Source organism: Paenibacillus sp. FSL H8-0457 (genome assembly GCF_038051935.1).
Taxonomy (GTDB): Bacteria; Bacillota; Bacilli; order Paenibacillales; family Paenibacillaceae; genus Paenibacillus_AQ; species Paenibacillus_AQ lautus_A.
The window spans coordinates 2,489,881-2,506,876 of record NZ_CP150293.1 but is presented as its reverse complement, the minus strand read 5'-3'; the positions used below and the strand labels follow the sequence as shown (position 1 = coordinate 2,506,876).

The following is a 16,996-nucleotide window of genomic DNA, read 5'->3' as shown; positions in this document are numbered from 1 at the left end:
TCACTGCCGTTAGTTTGACTAGAAGAAAGAAGTCTTATGCATCCCTGGATCATTCCTTCATCAATTAGAAATCTTCCTCAATATCGAAGTGATCCCGGTTGTTGCACAGGCACTGCTTAAATCCGGTTTCGATCCGGCCCTGCTCCTTCTTTCCGCGCAATACGAATCGCTCACCGCAATCCTTGCAAAGAATTTTCACTTTTACACGCAAAAAAGGCACCTCCCTTTCTATGATTCCCTGGCTGTCAGCCAAGGTCTATAGAATGAAGTGTGCCCTGATTTGTTACGTATTAACCTCTTCCTCCCGTTTAATGAAGCGGAAAGGAGAGCGGTTGTTCGCTCTGGAGATTTTGCCCATGCCGCCATACCACAGCAGAACCATTAGCGGAACGATAAACCATACCCATGTGTGGGTCAGCAAATTCAGAATCAGGTCATAAAGACCATGCCACATCCAAGGCAGAACCATGGACAGCACTAGGAAGAATCTTCTTCGTTTCCCTTCCGTGAACCTCGCATGTCCCATGTAGTATCCCATGATAACGCCAAACATTGCGTGTCCCGAAACGGGCAGCAGCGCCCGCATGAACATCGGGCCGAAGGCTGCCTGGCTGTACCAAGCGTAAAGTAAATTCTCTACCGTAGCAAATCCCAGCGATATCGCCACTGCATATAGTATGCCGTCATAAGGCTCGTCAAATTCCGTATGGTTAAAAATAATATGATACATCACGAACCATTTTAAAAATTCCTCAACGCCCGCCGAAACGAACAGTGAGTTGACTACCGGATTGTCGCCAAGCCATAGTATCATTCCCCGCTGCAAAATCATGACCGGGAAAACGATCAGAACCCCTAGCATGAACACTTTGATCACCATGTGCAGGGGTTCTTGATCATACCTGTCCTTCAGGTAAAAATACGTGAGCAATGCGAGTCCCGGCGCCAAAGCTGACGCAATGATCGAGAACACCAGCACTGAAATTCCCCTTCCGTTAGTTGCGGGCCTGAAGTCCGGCACGCACGCCCACATTGATTAATGCTGACGCTGGAAGTGTGTACAGATAACCTCAACCGCCTGCTGAGGCATCACTTTCTTCCCGTATTCCTCCAGCACAGCCTCCGTCACCGAAGAGGATTCGCCGAACTCGGCCAGCATTGCAATTATAGCCGGCAGCTTCTCGCTATCCAATTCCTCGGGCTCGAAGTACAAAAACCATTTATCCATATAGTGATAGAGCTTGCCCGCTCCGCCTACAAGGTCCTTCAACATATGCGATGCTTCAATGAGCACTTCAAAATCCTGAAAAACATAGACGATGGTATCACTTTGATCCAGCGTTACTTCCATTTCATAAATCTCGTCCGGCATATCTTCTTCGGACAAGCCGCCGAAATGATGATCGTATTTCCCTCTCGTCACAATAACCACCATGCCCTGGGCAGGCAGTGCAAACACCTCAACGGCAAGAGGTCCGGTGGCATCAAATCCGAGTTCACTGTATGCCTGATCCATCATCTCCGTAAACAGGTCATAAACTTTCGGTATTTCCTGCCACATCTCTTCCTTCTGGATCCCACGCTCACTCAGATCGTCAAACGTGAGGAAAATCCGTATCTTATCTTGACTCAAACGCTCTATTTTCATGACAGGATCCTCCTTACGTAAACAAAAGTTTATAACAAATTATGATGTCTGGATTATGACGTGATAAAAATGGTTTTATATAATTGATTTTATCATTTAATACCCACAAATGCACGTAAATATGTAGCTGAAGAAAAAAGAATCATTCACAGGGATTCGTGAGGCCGTTCCCCGAGAATGATTCAAAAAGGTTGATGCCGTTTACAAACCCGGTATGACGGTGTGGGTCTCTTTCAAAATCTGTTCGACTTCGGTCTTCACATCAGGGTTGTTTCGGATGAAATCCTTGACCTGCTTCAGGTTGGCAGCCTTCGAATGAGTCGATGCCTGTACCCCTGCAGTTCCATTGGAATGAGTGGAATCATGTCGGCCTGAACTGGGAGACACGCTTTCTCGGCTCGAGCCGCTAAACTGGCTCTTGTTGCCTTGAATTTTACTCATCGCGGTATTCGCAAACCGGCCAAGATTCGCGTCTTTCATCATCGAGGAGAAGAACATGCCGTTTTTCCGGGAAATCATCCGGGATGCCACGGCACCGATAATGACACCATATAGAAATGACGAAGTCTTCACAAATGATACCTCCTTCTATGATAAACTCGAGTTTATTGTTCTCGCACCGCCAGGAACTCATGCTACATAAATACAGGAAAGTGAGATGGAATCATGGTTAGAACACGAACAGTCCTTCTGTTGGCCTGCTGCCTGATGCTCAGTGCATGCGGCAGCAACGGCGCCGCTCAGAAGCAAGGCGCGGCTATGGAAGGCGGTAATACCCAGACGACGCAGCAAAACGAATCCACCGGGCAGGTGTCCCCTCCGAAAGAAAACACCGATCCTTCGGCCGAACAGGACAAGTCTGAAGACCCGTCCAGCACGAGCTCGAGCAAATCCCCGGATTCCCCGGACCTGTCCGAAGAGGCCGTCAAGGATCCGGAAGCCGAGGCTCCGTCCGAGCCGAAATACCACATGAATAAGGTGTACCGAATCGTACCAAACGATGAATCCGTACCCGAAAAGGTGGTGCTGCTTACATTTGACGACGGTCCCAAGGATGAAAAAATGATCAACCGCATGATCGATACGCTCGACAAGCATGAAGCCAAAGCCATTTTCTTCGTGAATGGATACCGCGCGAAGGAGCATCCCGAACTGCTGAAGCTGATCCATGACCGCGGTCAAATCATCGGCAATCATTCCTGGGATCATATCGACCTGAAAAAGGAAAGCAAACAGAAGGTCGAGAAACAGATCGGGGACGTCCAGAAGATCGTCAAGGAAGCGACGGGAGCGGAACCGAAGTTTTTCCGGCCTCCGTTCGGCTCCGGCGGAGATACCGTCAAGGAAGTCGCACTGGAGCATGACCTGCTGTTTATGACTTGGTCCAACGGTTCCCTGGATTGGGAAAGCAAAAACAAAAACAAACCCGATGCCGTTGTGAGCAACGTGCTCGAGCAGCTTCATCCCGGCAGCAATATTCTGATGCATGAGCTTCCGTGGACCGCCGAGGCCCTAGACACTTTGCTGACCAAGCTCGAGGCCAAAGGGTATGGATTCGTGGATCCGCAATGGATCGAGCCTAAAATAAGATAACCCGAAAAACCGAAAAAACCTTAATTCTGCCGTCAAACATCCGACGATCGAATTAAGGTTTTTTGCGTAATGTAATCACATGAAATTCCGCCGGACATTTCAAGCGCAGCGGAATATGGGAAGTGCCGAACCCCCGGCTGATCAGCAGCCTGGAGGAGTGGACAGACTCGCTTGCCTTCCTCGGCAGCGTATACCATCCGGATTTAAACTTCTTGTAAAAGCGCTCCAGACGAACCGCTCCGGCAATCGGCAGCACAATCTGTCCTCCATGGGTATGGCCTGCCAGCAGGAGATCCCCATGCGTTTCTTCCTTGCCTTTGAGCCATATCGGATCGTGCACCAGAATGATGTGATACTGGTCTTCCGCTGCATTTCCCCGGAATTTCGTATATGGATGTTTCCTGCTTGCCGGCTGCCTAACTCCGCTAAGGACAAGGCACTCGCCATCCCGCTTCAACGTGACGGTCTTGTCATTCAGCAGAATGACCCCGCTCTCCCGCAATACCTTGCGAACGGCGTCCTTGCCTGCATACAGGTCGTGATTTCCCAGTACGGCATACACGGGAGCGATTCGGGCCAGAACCGACATGTTATGCCTCAACCGCTCAAAGGGCACCCCTTTTTCGGTAATATCTCCGCCCAGGAGCACGCAATCCACCGATGAGATATTGGATAATAGCTTCTCTTCAGACAATTGTCTGCGATGTATGTCGGTGATGAACAGCATCCGAAACCCGTCAAACGACCGCGGAATACGCTCGGATACCACTTCCTCTTCACGCTGGCGATAGCCCCGGGCTTCAGCCCTCATCCAGCCGATTGCGCCTGCACCGAGTGCCGCAGCACCCGCTATCCACATCAACACACTCATAATATCTCCTTTACCAATTCCCTTAATGGAGGCGCTCCGATAAGTCCCCACCACAGAAGACCTACCATTAACAATATGAAGATGACAATTAATGAGTTCACAAACCACTTGCTCATTCTTACGCGATAGGAGGAATATGTATTCGTTCGTTTAGGCGCCGAAACCTCTTCCTCTATCGGATTCTGGTTTGACCTTGTCGATCTGGACCGGCTTAATCCATCCGCCGCGCTGCCGCCCCGCGGCTTCGGTACCGCAGTGCTTGCGGGCGCTTGGGATTTAGATCGACTCCGATTCCCTCCTGCCTGCAGCGGCTTTTCCGCCGCTCTTTTTTCGGATTGAGCTGATGACTTGTTCTTCCGGCCTTTATTTCGGCCCTGATGCCGTTGCATTCTGCTAAGCTCGTTCATGTTCCTCTTTCCTCCGAAACCGTATCAACATTCCCGATATGAAATCTATCAGAAAATGGCACAGAATTGGCGCCCAAATGGTACCCGTTTGTATATAGACGTAGCCCAGACCGTAACTGCTCAAGAAAACCCATCCAGTCGGCAGCCAATGCTTTAAATATCGGACATGGATCAGCGCGAACAAGATGCTTGTCCAATACGGTCCGAACGCATGCTGTATCGCTCCGCGAAACAATAATTCCTCGCAGATGGACACGATCAGGGCGATAACGAATATATGCCAAACCGGCCTTTTCCTGAACAGCATTTCATTGATCCCGCCGTCGTCCATGCTATCCTCCGACACAAACCGGGACAATACAAAATCGACCGCCAACATCGCTGCAGCAAGTCCGAGACCCCAATAAACAAACCCGATTTCCTTCGGAAAAACAAATAATCCGAACGGATTCCGGTTCTGAAACAAAATCCAGATCAAACCGACGATAAGCGTCAACGCTTGCGTAAGATACAGATTGATGAGCAGCAGCCGATCGTTCAGCTGGTGGGCTTCGATTCTTTTAACGCGTATTTTAAATTTTTTCATAGAAGATGGGCCTGTCTTTCATCTTGATTTTTAAGATATCTTCGTGTACAACCACAGTAATATAAGTATAATTTAATCATAGGCGGGCATATGCATCATAGCAAATTAACGGCATGACATTCAAGGCTATCCCTCGTTTCTTCCCCTACATCTAGGCGGATGGCCAGAATAAACACCTATTGACACAATGTTAGAGCCATGATACATTATGAAAAAATTAATCTGTGAAAACCGATGACGGAAAAGAGAAACCGTAACGTCCTCAGAGAGCCGATGGTTGGTGCAAATCGGTGGCGTAAAGTATTCTTGAGCGTTCCTGAGATATTTCGCTGAAACTTGGAGTAGGCGCAAATCGGATGATATCCGTTACCAATCATGGTCTGAACAGACCGCTTGAGGCTGCCGCATCTTGGCAGCGAATAAGGGTGGCACCACGAATAACTCTCGTCCCTTACTACGGAGGTAGTATGCGGATTGAGAGTTTTTTATGTTCCTGTCTCTTTGCCACGACACCGCGTCAAACCTGTATAGACCTCTTGCAGCTTTATCGGAATCTCTGGTGTATAACGGAGCGCGCGCTAAGCGTAATCCTTATTCAATATTGCAGTACCGCATTTTATAGTGGATTTTAAGGAGGAAGAGAAACCATGTTTAAAGTATTGGTATCGGATCCGATCAGCGATTTGGGGATCCAGCAGTTAATGGACGCCGCCGATGTGCAGGTAGACAAAAAAACCGGGCTTAGCGAAGACGAGCTCACTGCCATTATCGGTGAATACGACGGACTCCTCGTTCGGAGTCAGACGCGCGTTACAGAACGCATCATGAATGCAGGAACTAATCTCAAGGTGGTTGGCCGTGCCGGCGTAGGCGTGGACAACATTGATCTTGAAGCGGCAACAAAGCGCGGGATCGTTGTTATCAATGCACCTGACGGCAACACGATTACGACGGCAGAGCATACGTTTGCTATGATGATTGCCCTCGCCCGCCACATCCCTCAAGCTTATGCCAAAACGGTAGGCGGAACCTGGGATCGCAAATCCTTCCTCGGCGTAGAGCTCCGCAACAAAACGCTGGGCGTTATGGGCATGGGACGGATCGGCAGCGAGGTGGCTAAACGCGCAAAGGCTTTCGGCATGAACATTCTGGCCTTCGATCCGTTCCTGACGGAAGAACGTGCGGATAAACTGGGCGTGAAGCTTTCCTCCGTGGATAACATTATCCGGAACGCAGACTTCATCACGGTTCATACTCCGCTTACGCCGGAGACGCGCCACATGATCGCCAGACCGCAATTCGAGGTCATGAAACGCGGCATGCGCATCGTGAACTGTGCCCGTGGCGGCATCATTGACGAGCGCGCGCTCGTGGAAGCCATCGATGAAGGCATTGTAGCCGGAGCCGCATTTGACGTATTCGAACATGAGCCGCCTGAAAGCGATCATCCGTTCCTGAACCATCCGAAGGTTATCGTCACTCCGCATCTGGGTGCATCCACTGTTGAAGCCCAGGAGAACGTTGCGATCGACGTTTCCGAGCAAGTGCTGCATATCCTGCGCAACGAGCCGTTTAAGAATGCGGTCAACTTCCCGCTTGTAGCCGCAAGCGTCATGAACAAGCTGCAGCCTTACTTCTCGCTCGGCGAGAAATTGGGCAGTGTAGCGGCCCAGATCACCGCACACGCGGTAAAGGAGATTCACGTCGACTATGCAGGCGAGCTGGCTGAAGTCGATACGCAGACCCTGACCCGCTACATCGTGAAAGGTGTGCTGGAACGCCACCTCGGAAGCGAAGTGAACATTGTCAACTCCATGCATTTGGCGAAGAGCCGCGATTTGCATGTCGTTGTGTCGCAGACACCAAAAACCAAAGACTTCACCAATCTCGTTACCGTTACGCTGAAAACGCAAAACGGCCTGGAACGAATCGTTGCGGGTACACTTCTTCTGGGATACGGTGAACGAATCGTACGTCTGGATAAATTCCCTGTCGATATCTCACCGGAAGGCCATCTGATTCTGATCTCCCACAACGATAAACCGGGCATTATCGGACGTGTCGGAACCCTGCTCGGCGAGAACGATGTCAACATCGCCTCCATGCAGGTGGGACGTAAAGTGATCGGCGGCGAGGCCATCATGCTGCTGACGGTGGATAAAGACGTTCCTAAGGACGTTCTGATCAAGCTTACCGGCTTGTCGGAACTCAACACGGCGCAGCAAATCGCGCTAGGCTAAGCTTTAATCCAAGGGGTTAATCATTGTTCCACGTAGAACAAGATTAACCCCTTTATTTCAACAAAAAAACACGCTCCTTGCGAGCGTGTTTTGTCTTTTGCGCGGGCATTCCCTAGGATTCTGCCGCTTTTGTCGGGATCGTCATCGTAAACACGGTGCCTTTCCCCACTTCGCTTGTCGCGTTGATCGTTCCGTGGTGCGCGGTCACGATATTTTTCACGATGGCAAGGCCAATGCCGGTTCCCACCGTCTCCCCCCGCACACGCGCCTTATCGGCCTTGTAGAATCGTTCGAATACAAAAGGCAGGTCTTCCGGCGGAATGCCGACACCCTGGTCGCAAACCTTCACCTGGAGCGCCTCTGTGTTCGATAAGTCGATCCGGTCTGCCGTAATTTGAATTTTCTTGCCTGAAGGCGTATGACGGAAAGCGTTATCCAGCAAATTGGTCAGCACCTGTTCAAGCTTGTCTTCATCCGCCGCTTCGAGCTGAAGATTCGAATGGAGCTTGTTCAGCTGAAGATCGATATCCCGCTCTTTGGCACGAACCGCAAATTTACGGAATACCCGCTCGCACAATTCGCCTGCATCCATCTCCCGCAGGGATAACTCGGCATGCCCTGCCTCCATGCGCGTCAAATCAAGCAGATCCTTCACCAGACGCCCCATCCGCAGGGATTCCTCATGAATGACCTGTATAAGCTCCCTGCTCTCTTCGGGTGAAGCTGCCATGCCGTCCAGGAGCGCTTCGCTGTAACCCTGCATCATGGACAGCGGCGTCCGTATTTCGTGCGACACGTTGGCAATGAAGTCCGTCCGCATTTTTTCTAATGTAACCTGTTCGGTTATGTCCCTTAACACCACGACGGCTCCGCGGATCACGTCATCCGAATACAAGGGGGCCATATGGGCTGACCAGATTCCCTGCTTCACATGCAGATCGGCGCTTTGGTCCTTGCCTTCGTTGACGGTGGCGTAATATAGCTCGCTGAGTGGTTTTGGCATGACATCGGCCGCCCAGCCTCCGCCCTGAAGCTCATCGTCCCACTGCAGCCCTTTCCAGGTCTTCATGATTTCCAATCCCGGCGGGTTCACCAGGATGACCTGGCCGTGATTGTCAAACGTAATCACGGCGTCGCTCATGCTTCTCAGCACGCTGGACAGGTGCTCCTTCTCGTGGTTCAAATTGCGGATGTTCGTTTCCAGCTCCGCTGCCATATGGTTAAACGTATTGGCCAGCTCGCCGATCTCATCACTGGTCACAAGGTTCAACCGCGTGCCGTATTTCCCTTTACGGATATCGTTGGCTGCCTCAATGAGCTGCTGCATGGGCTGCGTAATTTTCGTAAGCAGGAACAACCCGAAAAAGGTGGTCATTGAAAAGCCGATAATGGCCACATAAGTAAATAAACGCTTGATGGCATCCGAATTCGCGAAGGTGGTATCGATATAAGGGAGCAAGAATAAACCGAGCGTCAGCAGTACGCACGCGACCAAACAGGTTATCGTAATCCACAGCTTGCCGACAAGTGATCTCCAAAAACTCACGTTACTTCGGTACCTCCAGCTTGTAGCCTACTCCCCATACGGTCGTAATCATCGCTGCGGACTCCGTGGATACCTTATTCAATTTTTCGCGCAGACGCTTCACATGGGTATCGACCGTGCGAAGATCGCCAAAAAACTCGTAATTCCAAACATCCTTCAGCAGCTCTTCCCGCGAGAACACTTTGTCCGGGGATGAGGCCAAATAGTGCAGAAGTTCGTACTCCTTCGGCGTCAGGCTGATTTCATGCCCGCCGGCCGTCACGCGGTGGGCATCGTGTTCAATGATCAAGTGAGGGAATACGATGCTGTTGCTTGGATTCGGTTCCTTGCTCAGATAAGCCGTGGCGGACGAACGGCGCAATATGGCTTTAACGCGATAGATCACCTCGCGAGGACTGAACGGTTTCACCACATAATCGTCGGCGCCCACCTCGAATCCCTGGACCCGGTTAATCTCCTCGCCTTTGGCGGTCAGCATCAGGATCGGCGTAGACTTTACCTGACGAAGGCGAGTGCATACTTCAACGCCGTCCATGCCGGGCAGCATGACATCCAGAATAACGAGCCCGTAATCCTCCGAGCTTGCTTTGCGAAGAGCGGTCTCCCCATCCTCCGCCTCCTCGATTTCATATCCTTCCTTCTCCAGATACATTTTCAACAAACGGCGAATCCGTTCCTCATCATCAACAACAAGAATGCGATTTCCGTGCTCAGACATTGGCAGCCAACTCCTTCGTTTTTATAGGGAAAATCAGAAGTGGCCCTCTTGATTAAGAAAGGGCCCTTCTGATTGTTAATTCACATCTATTCAATTGCCATTAGTCGGTGCCTGCATAGGAATGCAGACCCGCGATAATCAAGTTGACGCCGACCAGCGTGAACATGACCACGATAAAGCCGATAACGGACAGCCAGGACGAATATTTACCCTGCCAGCCGCGCGATAGCCGGAGATGAAGGTACACGCTGTAGAACAACCAAGTAATAAGCGCCCATACTTCCTTCGGATCCCAGCCCCAGAACCGGCCCCATGCAATCTCTGCCCAAATCATGGCGAAGATGAGACCGCCAAGCGTAAATACAGGGAAGCCGATCGCGATGGCTCGATAACTGATTTCGTCCAGATCATCCGGATCCAGTCGATGGAGTGCGGGCTGAATGAATTTAGCCAGCGGTTTGCGCAGGATCAGGCGGAGCAATCCGTAAAGGATCAACCCGGTGACCAGCGACCATACCACCGTATTCAGCTTACGTCCTGCATTCACGCCGTGCATCCAGGACGGAGCTTCCATGAGCGGGGATTTCATGCCCAAGAAAGACTGCATGCTCTCGGTCTCGCTCTGGTAAGGCGCGATTAGCGGAGGCATGTTATATTCCACTTTTACTATTGTACTATTTTCTGTCTTCGGGTCAACCAATGTCTGGTTAAACTCCGCCTGATAACCGCCTGCACGGAAGCTGTACACCGACAAAATAAATCCGAGCAGCACCACGATGGCAAACATGACGAGCTCAAGCCAGCGCTGTTCCCTGCGCGAGCCCTTGTCCGTTCCGCCAAAGTTAACGGTCCGGAGCAGATGCATCAAGCCGGCAATAAAGCCGACCGCAAAAAACGCATCCCCCAGTGCCGCCAATGTAACGTGGATACCCAGCCAATAGGACTGAAGCGAAGGAATGAGCGGCTGCACCTGCTGCGGGAACACGGCGGCATAGGCCATGATCAGGATTGCCAGCGGCAGTGCAAACAATCCGAGCAGTGATTTTTTGTAGATAAAATAAAGTACGAGGAAGGCAATCATGATTGCCATCGACAAGAAGGACATGAACTCATACATATTGCTGACCGGCACATGCCCCGAGCCCGCCCATCTAGTAAAGAAGTACAGCAAGTGTCCGATCAAACCGATCGTTGTCGTAACAAATGCGATCTTGCCCCACTTCGCCAAATGGGCTTCCGGGTCGCGTTTGCGGAACCGGCGTCCCATGACGGCAAGTGCGTACATGATAAATGCCACGCAGTATAAGGTAAAGGCAACGATAAATGCGTCGCCGCTGAAATCAATTAGATTCATGCTTAGTCCCCCTGTTATTCTCCAATGACTTTTCATCGACTTCGATATTCATTTGCTTGAGGATTCCGGAGATCTCCTTGCGAAGTCCAAACCAGTTCTTGTTCGTATGCGCGCCTAGCGTCAGCGTTCCGTTATCAATACGCAGCCAGATCCGGCGATGGGTGAAATAAAAGCCCATGACCAGGCCGATCATACCGATGAAACAACCAACCCAAATGAACGGCATGGCTTTATCCACACGAATATTCAGATAAGTCGTCGATTCCGAAAAGTCCACATCATCCATGCTGAGCACATCCAGTTTTACGAGTGCCTCCCCACCCGCCAGCTGCGCATTGATCGCTTCCTGATTGAAACGTTCCTTATCGATCTGTTTAGGGAAGTAGAAGTACTGAACGCCTTCCTTCGGCAAATCAGGCCCCTTAATCAGAAATAAGAATGCAGGCGCATTCGGGTTAGGTGACAGGTTGACCGGCTTGCCGTTATCGCCCAGCCCAAAATCGGTAAAGGACTGTGTAAGCGTTAACGTATATTCCCCTGCCTGATACTCTCTTTGGGGATCGTTGATGGACAGCGTGATTTTGCCGTATTCCTTACCGCTCTTGCTATCAATCAGCACCGGCGAAACCGTACGGAGAATCGGGGTCAGATCATAATCGAATTGATAAGCCTTTAACCCTTTGTAATTGAGCGGATGGTTCACCTCGATGTTATGGCGCGTCAATTCCACGAGCCGAGGCTCTTTATCGAGATCGTCGCAATTGGCCTCGCACATATACAGGATGGCCTGGGTTTGGAATTCCTTCGGCAGCACCTTGTTCTTGCCTTTGAATTCTTCAGGCATATCGTCCTCGGTATAGAATTCAACCTTAAAGCCGTCGTTCAATAAATAGTAGCTGGTGTTCTTGATGTGCACCGGCTCATCCTGAGGAAAGGCCATATGCTCGTCCATATGCAGTCCCGGCAGGTTCCGTCCCAAAACAGCGAGAAGGAAGATAATCAGGCCGATATGAAGAACATAGGGGCCCCAGCGGCTGAACCGCTGCTTCTCTGCCAGAAGCGTCCCGCCGTCCGTTCGAACGCGATAGCCCTTTTTCTTAATGATCGGCTTAATCCGCTCAACCCAGTCGGCCCCGTCCTCTTGGACTTGTCCTTGGTATACCACCTTCTGGCGGGTAAGGAAGGACATATGCTTCGGAATCCGTTGTCTGCTGAGCGCTTTGTAGAGCGGCAGGACACGGTCAAGACTGCAAATGACAAGCGATGCGCCGATCATGACGAGCAGCAGAACGAACCACCAAGACGTATATGTATGTGACAGCCCGAGCAAGTAATAAATATGCCCCAGCTGCCCGTACTCCTCTTTGTAGTAGACAGAGGGGTCAATGTTAAGGAATGTGCTCTCCTGCGGAAAGATAGTCCCCAGCGAGGAGCCGATCGTGGTTAGCAATATGAGATATATTGCTACTTTTACCGAAGAGAAGAAATTCCATACCCGATCGATAATACCGGGATTTTCTTTCTGCGATCGACGGGCAACGCCGTCATACCGCATTTCCAGAATCGGCTGGGCCTCCGCTTCCTCGGTCAGCGGCTTGCCGCAAGCCTCGCAGAGGACCGTCCCCGTTGGATTCTGGTGACCGCAATCACACTTCGTATTCTGGATCAAAGGCTTGGAACCTTGACTCATTTCGCATTCACCAACTGTTCAATTTGTTTGTCAAGGGTGTTCAAATCCAGTTCGCCTATGCGAATATGGTCAATCTTGCCGGAGGCCGTAACAAAAAAGGTGGTTGGCATCGGCCCAACCCCGAAGCTGGCAACAGCGTTCCGCTTGGGATCCATCAGGATGGGGAATTTCACGCCGGTTTGAGCAACAAAATTCTCTACCGTCATTTTGTTCTCGCCCACATTGATTCCGATAATCTCAACGCCCTGGCTGCTCCATTTTTCCCACTGGGCTTGAAGTGCCGGCATTTCCCGCACGCACGGCGGACAGTAGGTGCCCCAGAAATTAATAACCCTGGCCTTGCCTTCGTATTCACTCATGGTATGTACGTTGCCATCCATGCCTAGAAGTTCGAAATCCGCTGCCTTTTGCCCTACTTTGGGAACCTCATCAGAGCCGAATACAACGGTTGCAACGGCGTACACTCCGATCAGGATGATGGCAAGCAGAATAACAATTTGTACGCTTTTCTTAGATTTGCCCATAAAGCAGCAGCTTCCTTTCTATGACATTCATCATATCGCATACTACGGGTGTGAACATCCTATGAACAATTATAACGAAATTTGTCATAAACGCCGCTCGCCATTTTGAATATTATGTGTCGGGTTTAACGTTTTTTCTTCGGTTTCCCGCCCGGCTTTGCGGCTTTCGCCATCTGCAGGAGCTGGTTGATTTCGTCCGCCGTCAAATGGCGGTACAAGCCCCGCTTTAAATTTTGCAGCAGCAGATCCCCGTAAGATATCCGCTTCAATCTCAATACCGGATGGGAAATCGCTTCGAACATCCTTCTCACTTGACGGTTGCGGCCTTCATGAATCGTGATCGAAATAACGGATTGTTTATTGTCCGGATCCACGTCCTTATATTCCACTTCCGCGGGAGACGTCATGCCGTCTTCCAGCATAATCCCTTGACGAAGCTTGTCCAGCTCGGTGCCGTGGGGCACCCCTTTCACGGTAGCCAAATAAGTCTTGGGCACATGGTATTTGGGGTGGCTGAGCAGATTGGCAAACTCCCCGTCGTTGGTCAGGAGCAAAAGCCCCTCCGTATCGTAGTCCAAACGTCCAATCGGGTATACCCGCTCTTTAATGCCTTTGAGATAATCCGATACAATTTTACGGCCTTCGGGATCGGAAGCGCTTGTAATGACTCCCTTCGGCTTATTCAGCATGACATATACCTTTTTTTCATTCTTAATCGGTTTGCCTGAAACCGTAATGATATCCTGGGCTGGATCGGCCTTCGTGCCGAGCTCGGTAACGGTCTCCCCGTTTACCTGCACCTTGCCTTCAAGAATCAATTCCTCGCACTTTCGGCGGGAAGCGACTCCGGCCTGTGCCATAATTTTCTGTAATCTCTCCATGTTCGTTAGGTCACCTCATTCCTAATGATAACCATCGACAGGATAAATCACAAGCGCGTTCCATGGAAAATGTGCCCCTGGGCAGGAGTCGGAGTGGGGAAATAAGTACAGCGGGGAAATATCATGGAGTCTGGACAGCTCCAAAATGATTTTGCTGGCGGTAAACAGCTGCGTTTTCTGGTCCAGCGTCATCGACTCGTAGCTGGCATTGAAGTCGCCCTCCAGACAGATGTGGATCTGCCCCGGTTGGACCAGCACGGAAGAAGCGGACACGGAGCCGTCCGGATGGATCTTAAAATCCCAGTTCCGCGGTTCCTGCGCGCACACGGTATGATGAATAACAAAACCCTCGATTTCCATTCCATCACCCCTACTACAAATTGTGATTGCAGCAGTATATGACATGGCGGAATCAAGGGTATAGGCATACGTCCTGTTACATTGAAAAAACGCACCTTCTTACTATATGCCTTGCTTTTGGCTTTCTGACAGTCGTCGATGAAATCAATTAACCGAACACCAGCAAGCAGACGGCAATCGCCGCAATAAACCCGACCAAATCGGAGAACAGTCCGACCTTCAACGCATAGCGGCCATTGCGGATGCCCACGGCGCCAAAATAGACGGTCAACACGTACAAGGTTGTGTCCGTGCTTCCCTGTATGGTCGAAGCGATTCGGCCGATCATCGAATCCGGTCCGTATGCGCGGATCAGCTCCGTTGTGTAAGCGAGGGAGCCCGTACCTGTCAGCGGCCGTAATATTCCCAAAGGCAGTATCTCGCTCGGTACGCCGAGCGATTGCAGAAAAGGGCCCGTCCAACCGACAAAAAACTCCAGGGCGCCGGAAGATCGGAATACGCTTATGGCTACCATCATGCCGACCAAATGCGGAATGATTCCGATCGCCGTGGAGAAGCCGTCCTTGGCTCCGTCCACAAACGATTCGTATACGGGCACTTTGCGCGTATAAGCATAAAGAGGAATAAATGCGATAATAATGGGTATTGACCAGGCGGAAACGATATTAATCCAAGACAGCAAGACTCATCACCCCTTCACGTCCGGGTTCAGGCCTGTACCGATTCCGGGCGGCTTCTGGCGGCGCATCGTTCGTCTGCGATACCATCGGTCGGCGATAATTGCCGCGGCCGTCGCAATCGCAGTGGCCAATAGCGTGGTTCCGACGATTTCCGAAGGATTGGCAGATTCATAATTAAGCCGGATCGCGATCAGCGTTGTCGGTATCAACGTAATGCTGGCCGTGTTTAACGCCAGGAGCGTGCACATCGCCGGAGATGCCGTTTCCTTATCCGGATTCAATTTCTGAAGCTCCTGCATCGCTTTGATTCCCATCGGGGTCGCCGCATTGCCCAGACCGAACAAATTGGCGCTCATATTGGACAATATGTATCCCATTGCGGGATGATTTTTCGGTACATCCGGGAACAGGAAGCGGACAACCGGCCCCAGCAGCCTGGCCACTTTTTTCAGCAGACCCGCGTCCTCTGCGAGCCGCATCATGCCAAGCCAGAATACCAGTATGCTGATAAGACCGAAGGAGACGGTTACGCCCGTTTGGGCTCCGTCGAATGCGGCTTTCGTGACGCTGTCGATGTTCCCGTTGACGGCCGCAAAACAAAACCCGATCACAATCATCCCCATCCAAATCAAATTGATCATCTCTTCGCCCCCGTTTTGCTGCCCCGCTGTTATGAGAATACACGATTCTTTAGCGAAGGCTAGTTATGTGCGCCCCTGAACAGATGCCGGAGCACTTCTCCTGCAGACTGCCAAAGCGACAAGGAACCGACGGGTCCCAGAGCGCTCCTGGACTTTTGCAAGGCCTCAGGGGCTTCAGGAAGTTTGCTTCCTTCCGCGTAGACCGGAACCTTGCCGATGCTGACATTATCGAGCAGCAGCTCAATATGCCCCCGCAGCCCAAAAGACAAGTCGGGAGTGCTTGCTTTATGCAGGACCAGTCTCTTCACCAGGCGCGCTTCCTCATCATGCGCGAACGCATAAGTGAAGGAACTGCCCGTGACGAGCGGATAGCCCTGGATTTTCTGTCCCTTTTCCGTGACCTTTTTCAGTGGAAAATGAGCAAAGCCATAATCCAGCATGTTGGAATGGTCGTTCCAATCGTTGCCGTCATTCAGCGTTACCGCTGCGATTTGCTGACCGTTACGAGTAGCGGAGCTCACCAGGCAGCGGAATGCTTTTTTGGTGTAACCCGTTTTGACGCCGTCCGCCCCTTCGTAGAAGCGCAGCATTTTGTTTTTGTTGTCCCATTTGTAGTCCCATGCTTCATTCGGGTTGGGCGCTTTCTTGGTAGGGGTTTTGACGATCTCGCTAAAGACCGGATTCTTGAGGGCATATGCCGTCAGTTTGGCTACGTCATGCGCTGACGAGTAATGTTCGTCGTGATCCAGTCCATGCGGATTCATAAAATGCGAATTCGTCATGCCGAGCGAGGCGGCCTTCTCGTTCATCAATAACACAAAGCCTTCTTCCGTACCGCCGACATGCTCCGCAATGGCCGTGGCGGCATCGTTGCCGGAGCGCAGCATCAAGCCGTACAGCAGATTCTCAAGGGTCATCTCCTCGCCAAGCTTCAGGAAGATCGAGGAGCCCTCTTTGGCAAAAGCATTCTTGGAGACTTTGACGCGATCATCCAGCTTGCCGTGTTCAATGGCCACGATGGCGGTCATAATCTTGGTCAAGCTGGCGATTCTTAAACGCTCGTCCCCGTTCTTGCTGTACAGCATTCTCCCGGACGTCACGTCAATCAGCGCAGCTGCCTGTGCATGATTGGACGGGCCTTGCTCGTGATCTGCATGTACAGGGACAGCCGTAACCAGCAAGCAGCATATGGCGATCAACATGGATAACATAGACTTGCGGTTCGTCCATTTCATTTTCATCATTTTATCCTCCGGT

The 16,996-nt window shown here is 51.2% G+C and carries 19 protein-coding genes and 1 other annotated feature; of the genes, 2 read left to right on the top strand and 17 right to left on the bottom strand.

Features of this window, described 5'->3' with window-relative positions; genetic code table 11:
- Nucleotides 1-64: 64 nt before the first annotated feature.
- The 4 genes from MHI43_RS11005 to MHI43_RS10990 all read right to left on the bottom strand — a co-directional run bounded on the left by MHI43_RS11005 (nucleotide 65) and on the right by MHI43_RS10990 (nucleotide 2,221).
- Nucleotides 65-211, bottom strand: coding sequence for a hypothetical protein (locus MHI43_RS11005; protein ID WP_009595221.1), 147 nt, complete (start codon nucleotides 209-211; stop codon nucleotides 65-67).
- Nucleotides 212-283: 72 nt separating this feature from the next.
- The gene (prsW, locus tag MHI43_RS11000; protein WP_009595146.1) at nucleotides 284-979 is read right to left on the bottom strand and encodes a glutamic-type intramembrane protease PrsW; all 696 of its coding nucleotides are present in this window, start codon (nucleotides 977-979) and stop codon (nucleotides 284-286) included.
- Between the two features lie 57 nt (nucleotides 980-1,036).
- Nucleotides 1,037-1,648, bottom strand: coding sequence for a genetic competence negative regulator (locus MHI43_RS10995; RefSeq protein WP_015734510.1), 612 nt, complete (start codon nucleotides 1,646-1,648; stop codon nucleotides 1,037-1,039).
- Between the two features lie 201 nt (nucleotides 1,649-1,849).
- Complete coding sequence (locus tag MHI43_RS10990; protein ID WP_015734509.1) at nucleotides 1,850-2,221, bottom strand: hypothetical protein; 372 nt, start codon at nucleotides 2,219-2,221, stop codon at nucleotides 1,850-1,852.
- Between the two features lie 93 nt (nucleotides 2,222-2,314).
- On the opposite strand from MHI43_RS10990, the gene MHI43_RS10985 reads away from it, so the two are divergent.
- A complete protein-coding gene (locus tag MHI43_RS10985) occupies nucleotides 2,315-3,241 on the top strand; it encodes a polysaccharide deacetylase family protein (protein WP_036665710.1) in 927 nt (308 codons plus the stop codon).
- Nucleotides 3,242-3,293: 52 nt separating this feature from the next.
- On the opposite strand, the gene MHI43_RS10980 is transcribed toward MHI43_RS10985, so the two are convergent.
- Genes MHI43_RS10980 through MHI43_RS10970 form a run of 3 tightly spaced genes read right to left on the bottom strand, consistent with a single transcriptional unit; the run spans nucleotide 3,294 to nucleotide 5,105 of the window.
- Nucleotides 3,294-4,112 (bottom strand): metallophosphoesterase, encoded by an 819-nt coding sequence (locus MHI43_RS10980; protein ID WP_036665711.1) that lies wholly within the window; start codon nucleotides 4,110-4,112, stop codon nucleotides 3,294-3,296.
- Entirely contained in the window at nucleotides 4,109-4,501 is a 393-nt protein-coding gene (locus MHI43_RS10975) for a hypothetical protein (protein WP_341283257.1), read from the bottom strand. Before MHI43_RS10975 ends, MHI43_RS10980 begins: the two co-directional genes overlap by 4 nt.
- 4 nt (nucleotides 4,502-4,505) lie before the next feature.
- Nucleotides 4,506-5,105 carry a CPBP family intramembrane glutamic endopeptidase gene (locus tag MHI43_RS10970; protein ID WP_036665713.1) on the bottom strand — a complete coding sequence of 200 codons (600 nt, stop codon included), beginning with the start codon at nucleotides 5,103-5,105 and terminating at the stop codon, nucleotides 4,506-4,508.
- Nucleotides 5,106-5,330: 225 nt separating this feature from the next.
- Nucleotides 5,331-5,560 (top strand) — a binding site (T-box leader).
- 192 nt (nucleotides 5,561-5,752) lie between these two features.
- Here MHI43_RS10970 and serA point away from each other — a divergent pair.
- Nucleotides 5,753-7,345, top strand: coding sequence for a phosphoglycerate dehydrogenase (gene serA / locus MHI43_RS10965; protein WP_036665714.1), 1,593 nt, complete (start codon nucleotides 5,753-5,755; stop codon nucleotides 7,343-7,345).
- A 112-nt stretch (nucleotides 7,346-7,457) separates the two neighbouring features.
- On the opposite strand, the gene MHI43_RS10960 is transcribed toward serA, so the two are convergent.
- The 10 genes from MHI43_RS10960 to MHI43_RS10915 form a co-directional block, all read right to left on the bottom strand.
- Nucleotides 7,458-8,891 carry an ATP-binding protein gene (locus tag MHI43_RS10960; RefSeq protein WP_036665715.1) on the bottom strand — a complete coding sequence of 478 codons (1,434 nt, stop codon included), beginning with the start codon at nucleotides 8,889-8,891 and terminating at the stop codon, nucleotides 7,458-7,460.
- A gap of 1 nt (nucleotide 8,892) precedes the next feature.
- Entirely contained in the window at nucleotides 8,893-9,609 is a 717-nt protein-coding gene (locus tag MHI43_RS10955) for a response regulator transcription factor (protein ID WP_036665717.1), read from the bottom strand.
- 100 nt (nucleotides 9,610-9,709) lie between these two features.
- Nucleotides 9,710-10,963 carry a c-type cytochrome biogenesis protein CcsB gene (gene ccsB, locus MHI43_RS10950; protein ID WP_015734502.1) on the bottom strand — a complete coding sequence of 418 codons (1,254 nt, stop codon included), beginning with the start codon at nucleotides 10,961-10,963 and terminating at the stop codon, nucleotides 9,710-9,712.
- Entirely contained in the window at nucleotides 10,950-12,653 is a 1,704-nt protein-coding gene (locus tag MHI43_RS10945) for a cytochrome c biogenesis protein ResB (RefSeq protein ID WP_036665718.1), read from the bottom strand. Before MHI43_RS10945 ends, ccsB begins: the two co-directional genes overlap by 14 nt.
- Nucleotides 12,650-13,177, bottom strand: coding sequence for a redoxin domain-containing protein (locus MHI43_RS10940; RefSeq protein ID WP_009595122.1), 528 nt, complete (start codon nucleotides 13,175-13,177; stop codon nucleotides 12,650-12,652). Before MHI43_RS10940 ends, MHI43_RS10945 begins: the two co-directional genes overlap by 4 nt.
- Before the next feature lie 125 nt (nucleotides 13,178-13,302).
- The gene (locus MHI43_RS10935) at nucleotides 13,303-14,058 is read right to left on the bottom strand and encodes a pseudouridine synthase (RefSeq protein ID WP_009595165.1); all 756 of its coding nucleotides are present in this window, start codon (nucleotides 14,056-14,058) and stop codon (nucleotides 13,303-13,305) included.
- A 21-nt stretch (nucleotides 14,059-14,079) separates the two neighbouring features.
- The gene (locus tag MHI43_RS10930; RefSeq protein ID WP_015734500.1) at nucleotides 14,080-14,418 is read right to left on the bottom strand and encodes a hypothetical protein; all 339 of its coding nucleotides are present in this window, start codon (nucleotides 14,416-14,418) and stop codon (nucleotides 14,080-14,082) included.
- A gap of 148 nt (nucleotides 14,419-14,566) precedes the next feature.
- Nucleotides 14,567-15,100 carry a spore maturation protein gene (locus MHI43_RS10925; protein WP_015734499.1) on the bottom strand — a complete coding sequence of 178 codons (534 nt, stop codon included), beginning with the start codon at nucleotides 15,098-15,100 and terminating at the stop codon, nucleotides 14,567-14,569.
- Between the two features lie 6 nt (nucleotides 15,101-15,106).
- Complete coding sequence (locus MHI43_RS10920) at nucleotides 15,107-15,739, bottom strand: nucleoside recognition domain-containing protein (RefSeq protein WP_009595212.1); 633 nt, start codon at nucleotides 15,737-15,739, stop codon at nucleotides 15,107-15,109.
- A gap of 59 nt (nucleotides 15,740-15,798) precedes the next feature.
- Nucleotides 15,799-16,983 (bottom strand): D-alanyl-D-alanine carboxypeptidase family protein, encoded by a 1,185-nt coding sequence (locus MHI43_RS10915; protein WP_015734497.1) that lies wholly within the window; start codon nucleotides 16,981-16,983, stop codon nucleotides 15,799-15,801.
- Nucleotides 16,984-16,996: the final 13 nt, after the last annotated feature.

What these genes read in the sequence shown, in the direction of transcription:
- MHI43_RS10930 (WP_015734500.1), bottom strand. Translation starts at nt 14,418, where the DNA reads ATGGAAATCGAGGGTTTTGTTATTCATCATACCGTGTGCGCGCAGGAA.
- MHI43_RS10970 (WP_036665713.1), bottom strand. Translation starts at nt 5,105, where the DNA reads ATGAAAAAATTTAAAATACGCGTTAAAAGAATCGAAGCCCACCAGCTG.
- MHI43_RS10940 (WP_009595122.1), bottom strand. Translation starts at nt 13,177, where the DNA reads ATGGGCAAATCTAAGAAAAGCGTACAAATTGTTATTCTGCTTGCCATC.
- MHI43_RS10985 (WP_036665710.1), top strand. Translation starts at nt 2,315, where the DNA reads ATGGTTAGAACACGAACAGTCCTTCTGTTGGCCTGCTGCCTGATGCTC.
- MHI43_RS10935 (WP_009595165.1), bottom strand. Translation starts at nt 14,058, where the DNA reads ATGGAGAGATTACAGAAAATTATGGCACAGGCCGGAGTCGCTTCCCGC.
- ccsB (WP_015734502.1), bottom strand. Translation starts at nt 10,963, where the DNA reads ATGAATCTAATTGATTTCAGCGGCGACGCATTTATCGTTGCCTTTACC.
- MHI43_RS10915 (WP_015734497.1), bottom strand. Translation starts at nt 16,983, where the DNA reads ATGATGAAAATGAAATGGACGAACCGCAAGTCTATGTTATCCATGTTG.
- MHI43_RS10955 (WP_036665717.1), bottom strand. Translation starts at nt 9,609, where the DNA reads ATGTCTGAGCACGGAAATCGCATTCTTGTTGTTGATGATGAGGAACGG.
- MHI43_RS10920 (WP_009595212.1), bottom strand. Translation starts at nt 15,739, where the DNA reads ATGATCAATTTGATTTGGATGGGGATGATTGTGATCGGGTTTTGTTTT.
- MHI43_RS10975 (WP_341283257.1), bottom strand. Translation starts at nt 4,501, where the DNA reads ATGCAACGGCATCAGGGCCGAAATAAAGGCCGGAAGAACAAGTCATCA.
- serA (WP_036665714.1), top strand. Translation starts at nt 5,753, where the DNA reads ATGTTTAAAGTATTGGTATCGGATCCGATCAGCGATTTGGGGATCCAG.
- MHI43_RS10945 (WP_036665718.1), bottom strand. Translation starts at nt 12,653, where the DNA reads ATGAGTCAAGGTTCCAAGCCTTTGATCCAGAATACGAAGTGTGATTGC.
- MHI43_RS10995 (WP_015734510.1), bottom strand. Translation starts at nt 1,648, where the DNA reads ATGAAAATAGAGCGTTTGAGTCAAGATAAGATACGGATTTTCCTCACG.
- MHI43_RS10980 (WP_036665711.1), bottom strand. Translation starts at nt 4,112, where the DNA reads ATGAGTGTGTTGATGTGGATAGCGGGTGCTGCGGCACTCGGTGCAGGC.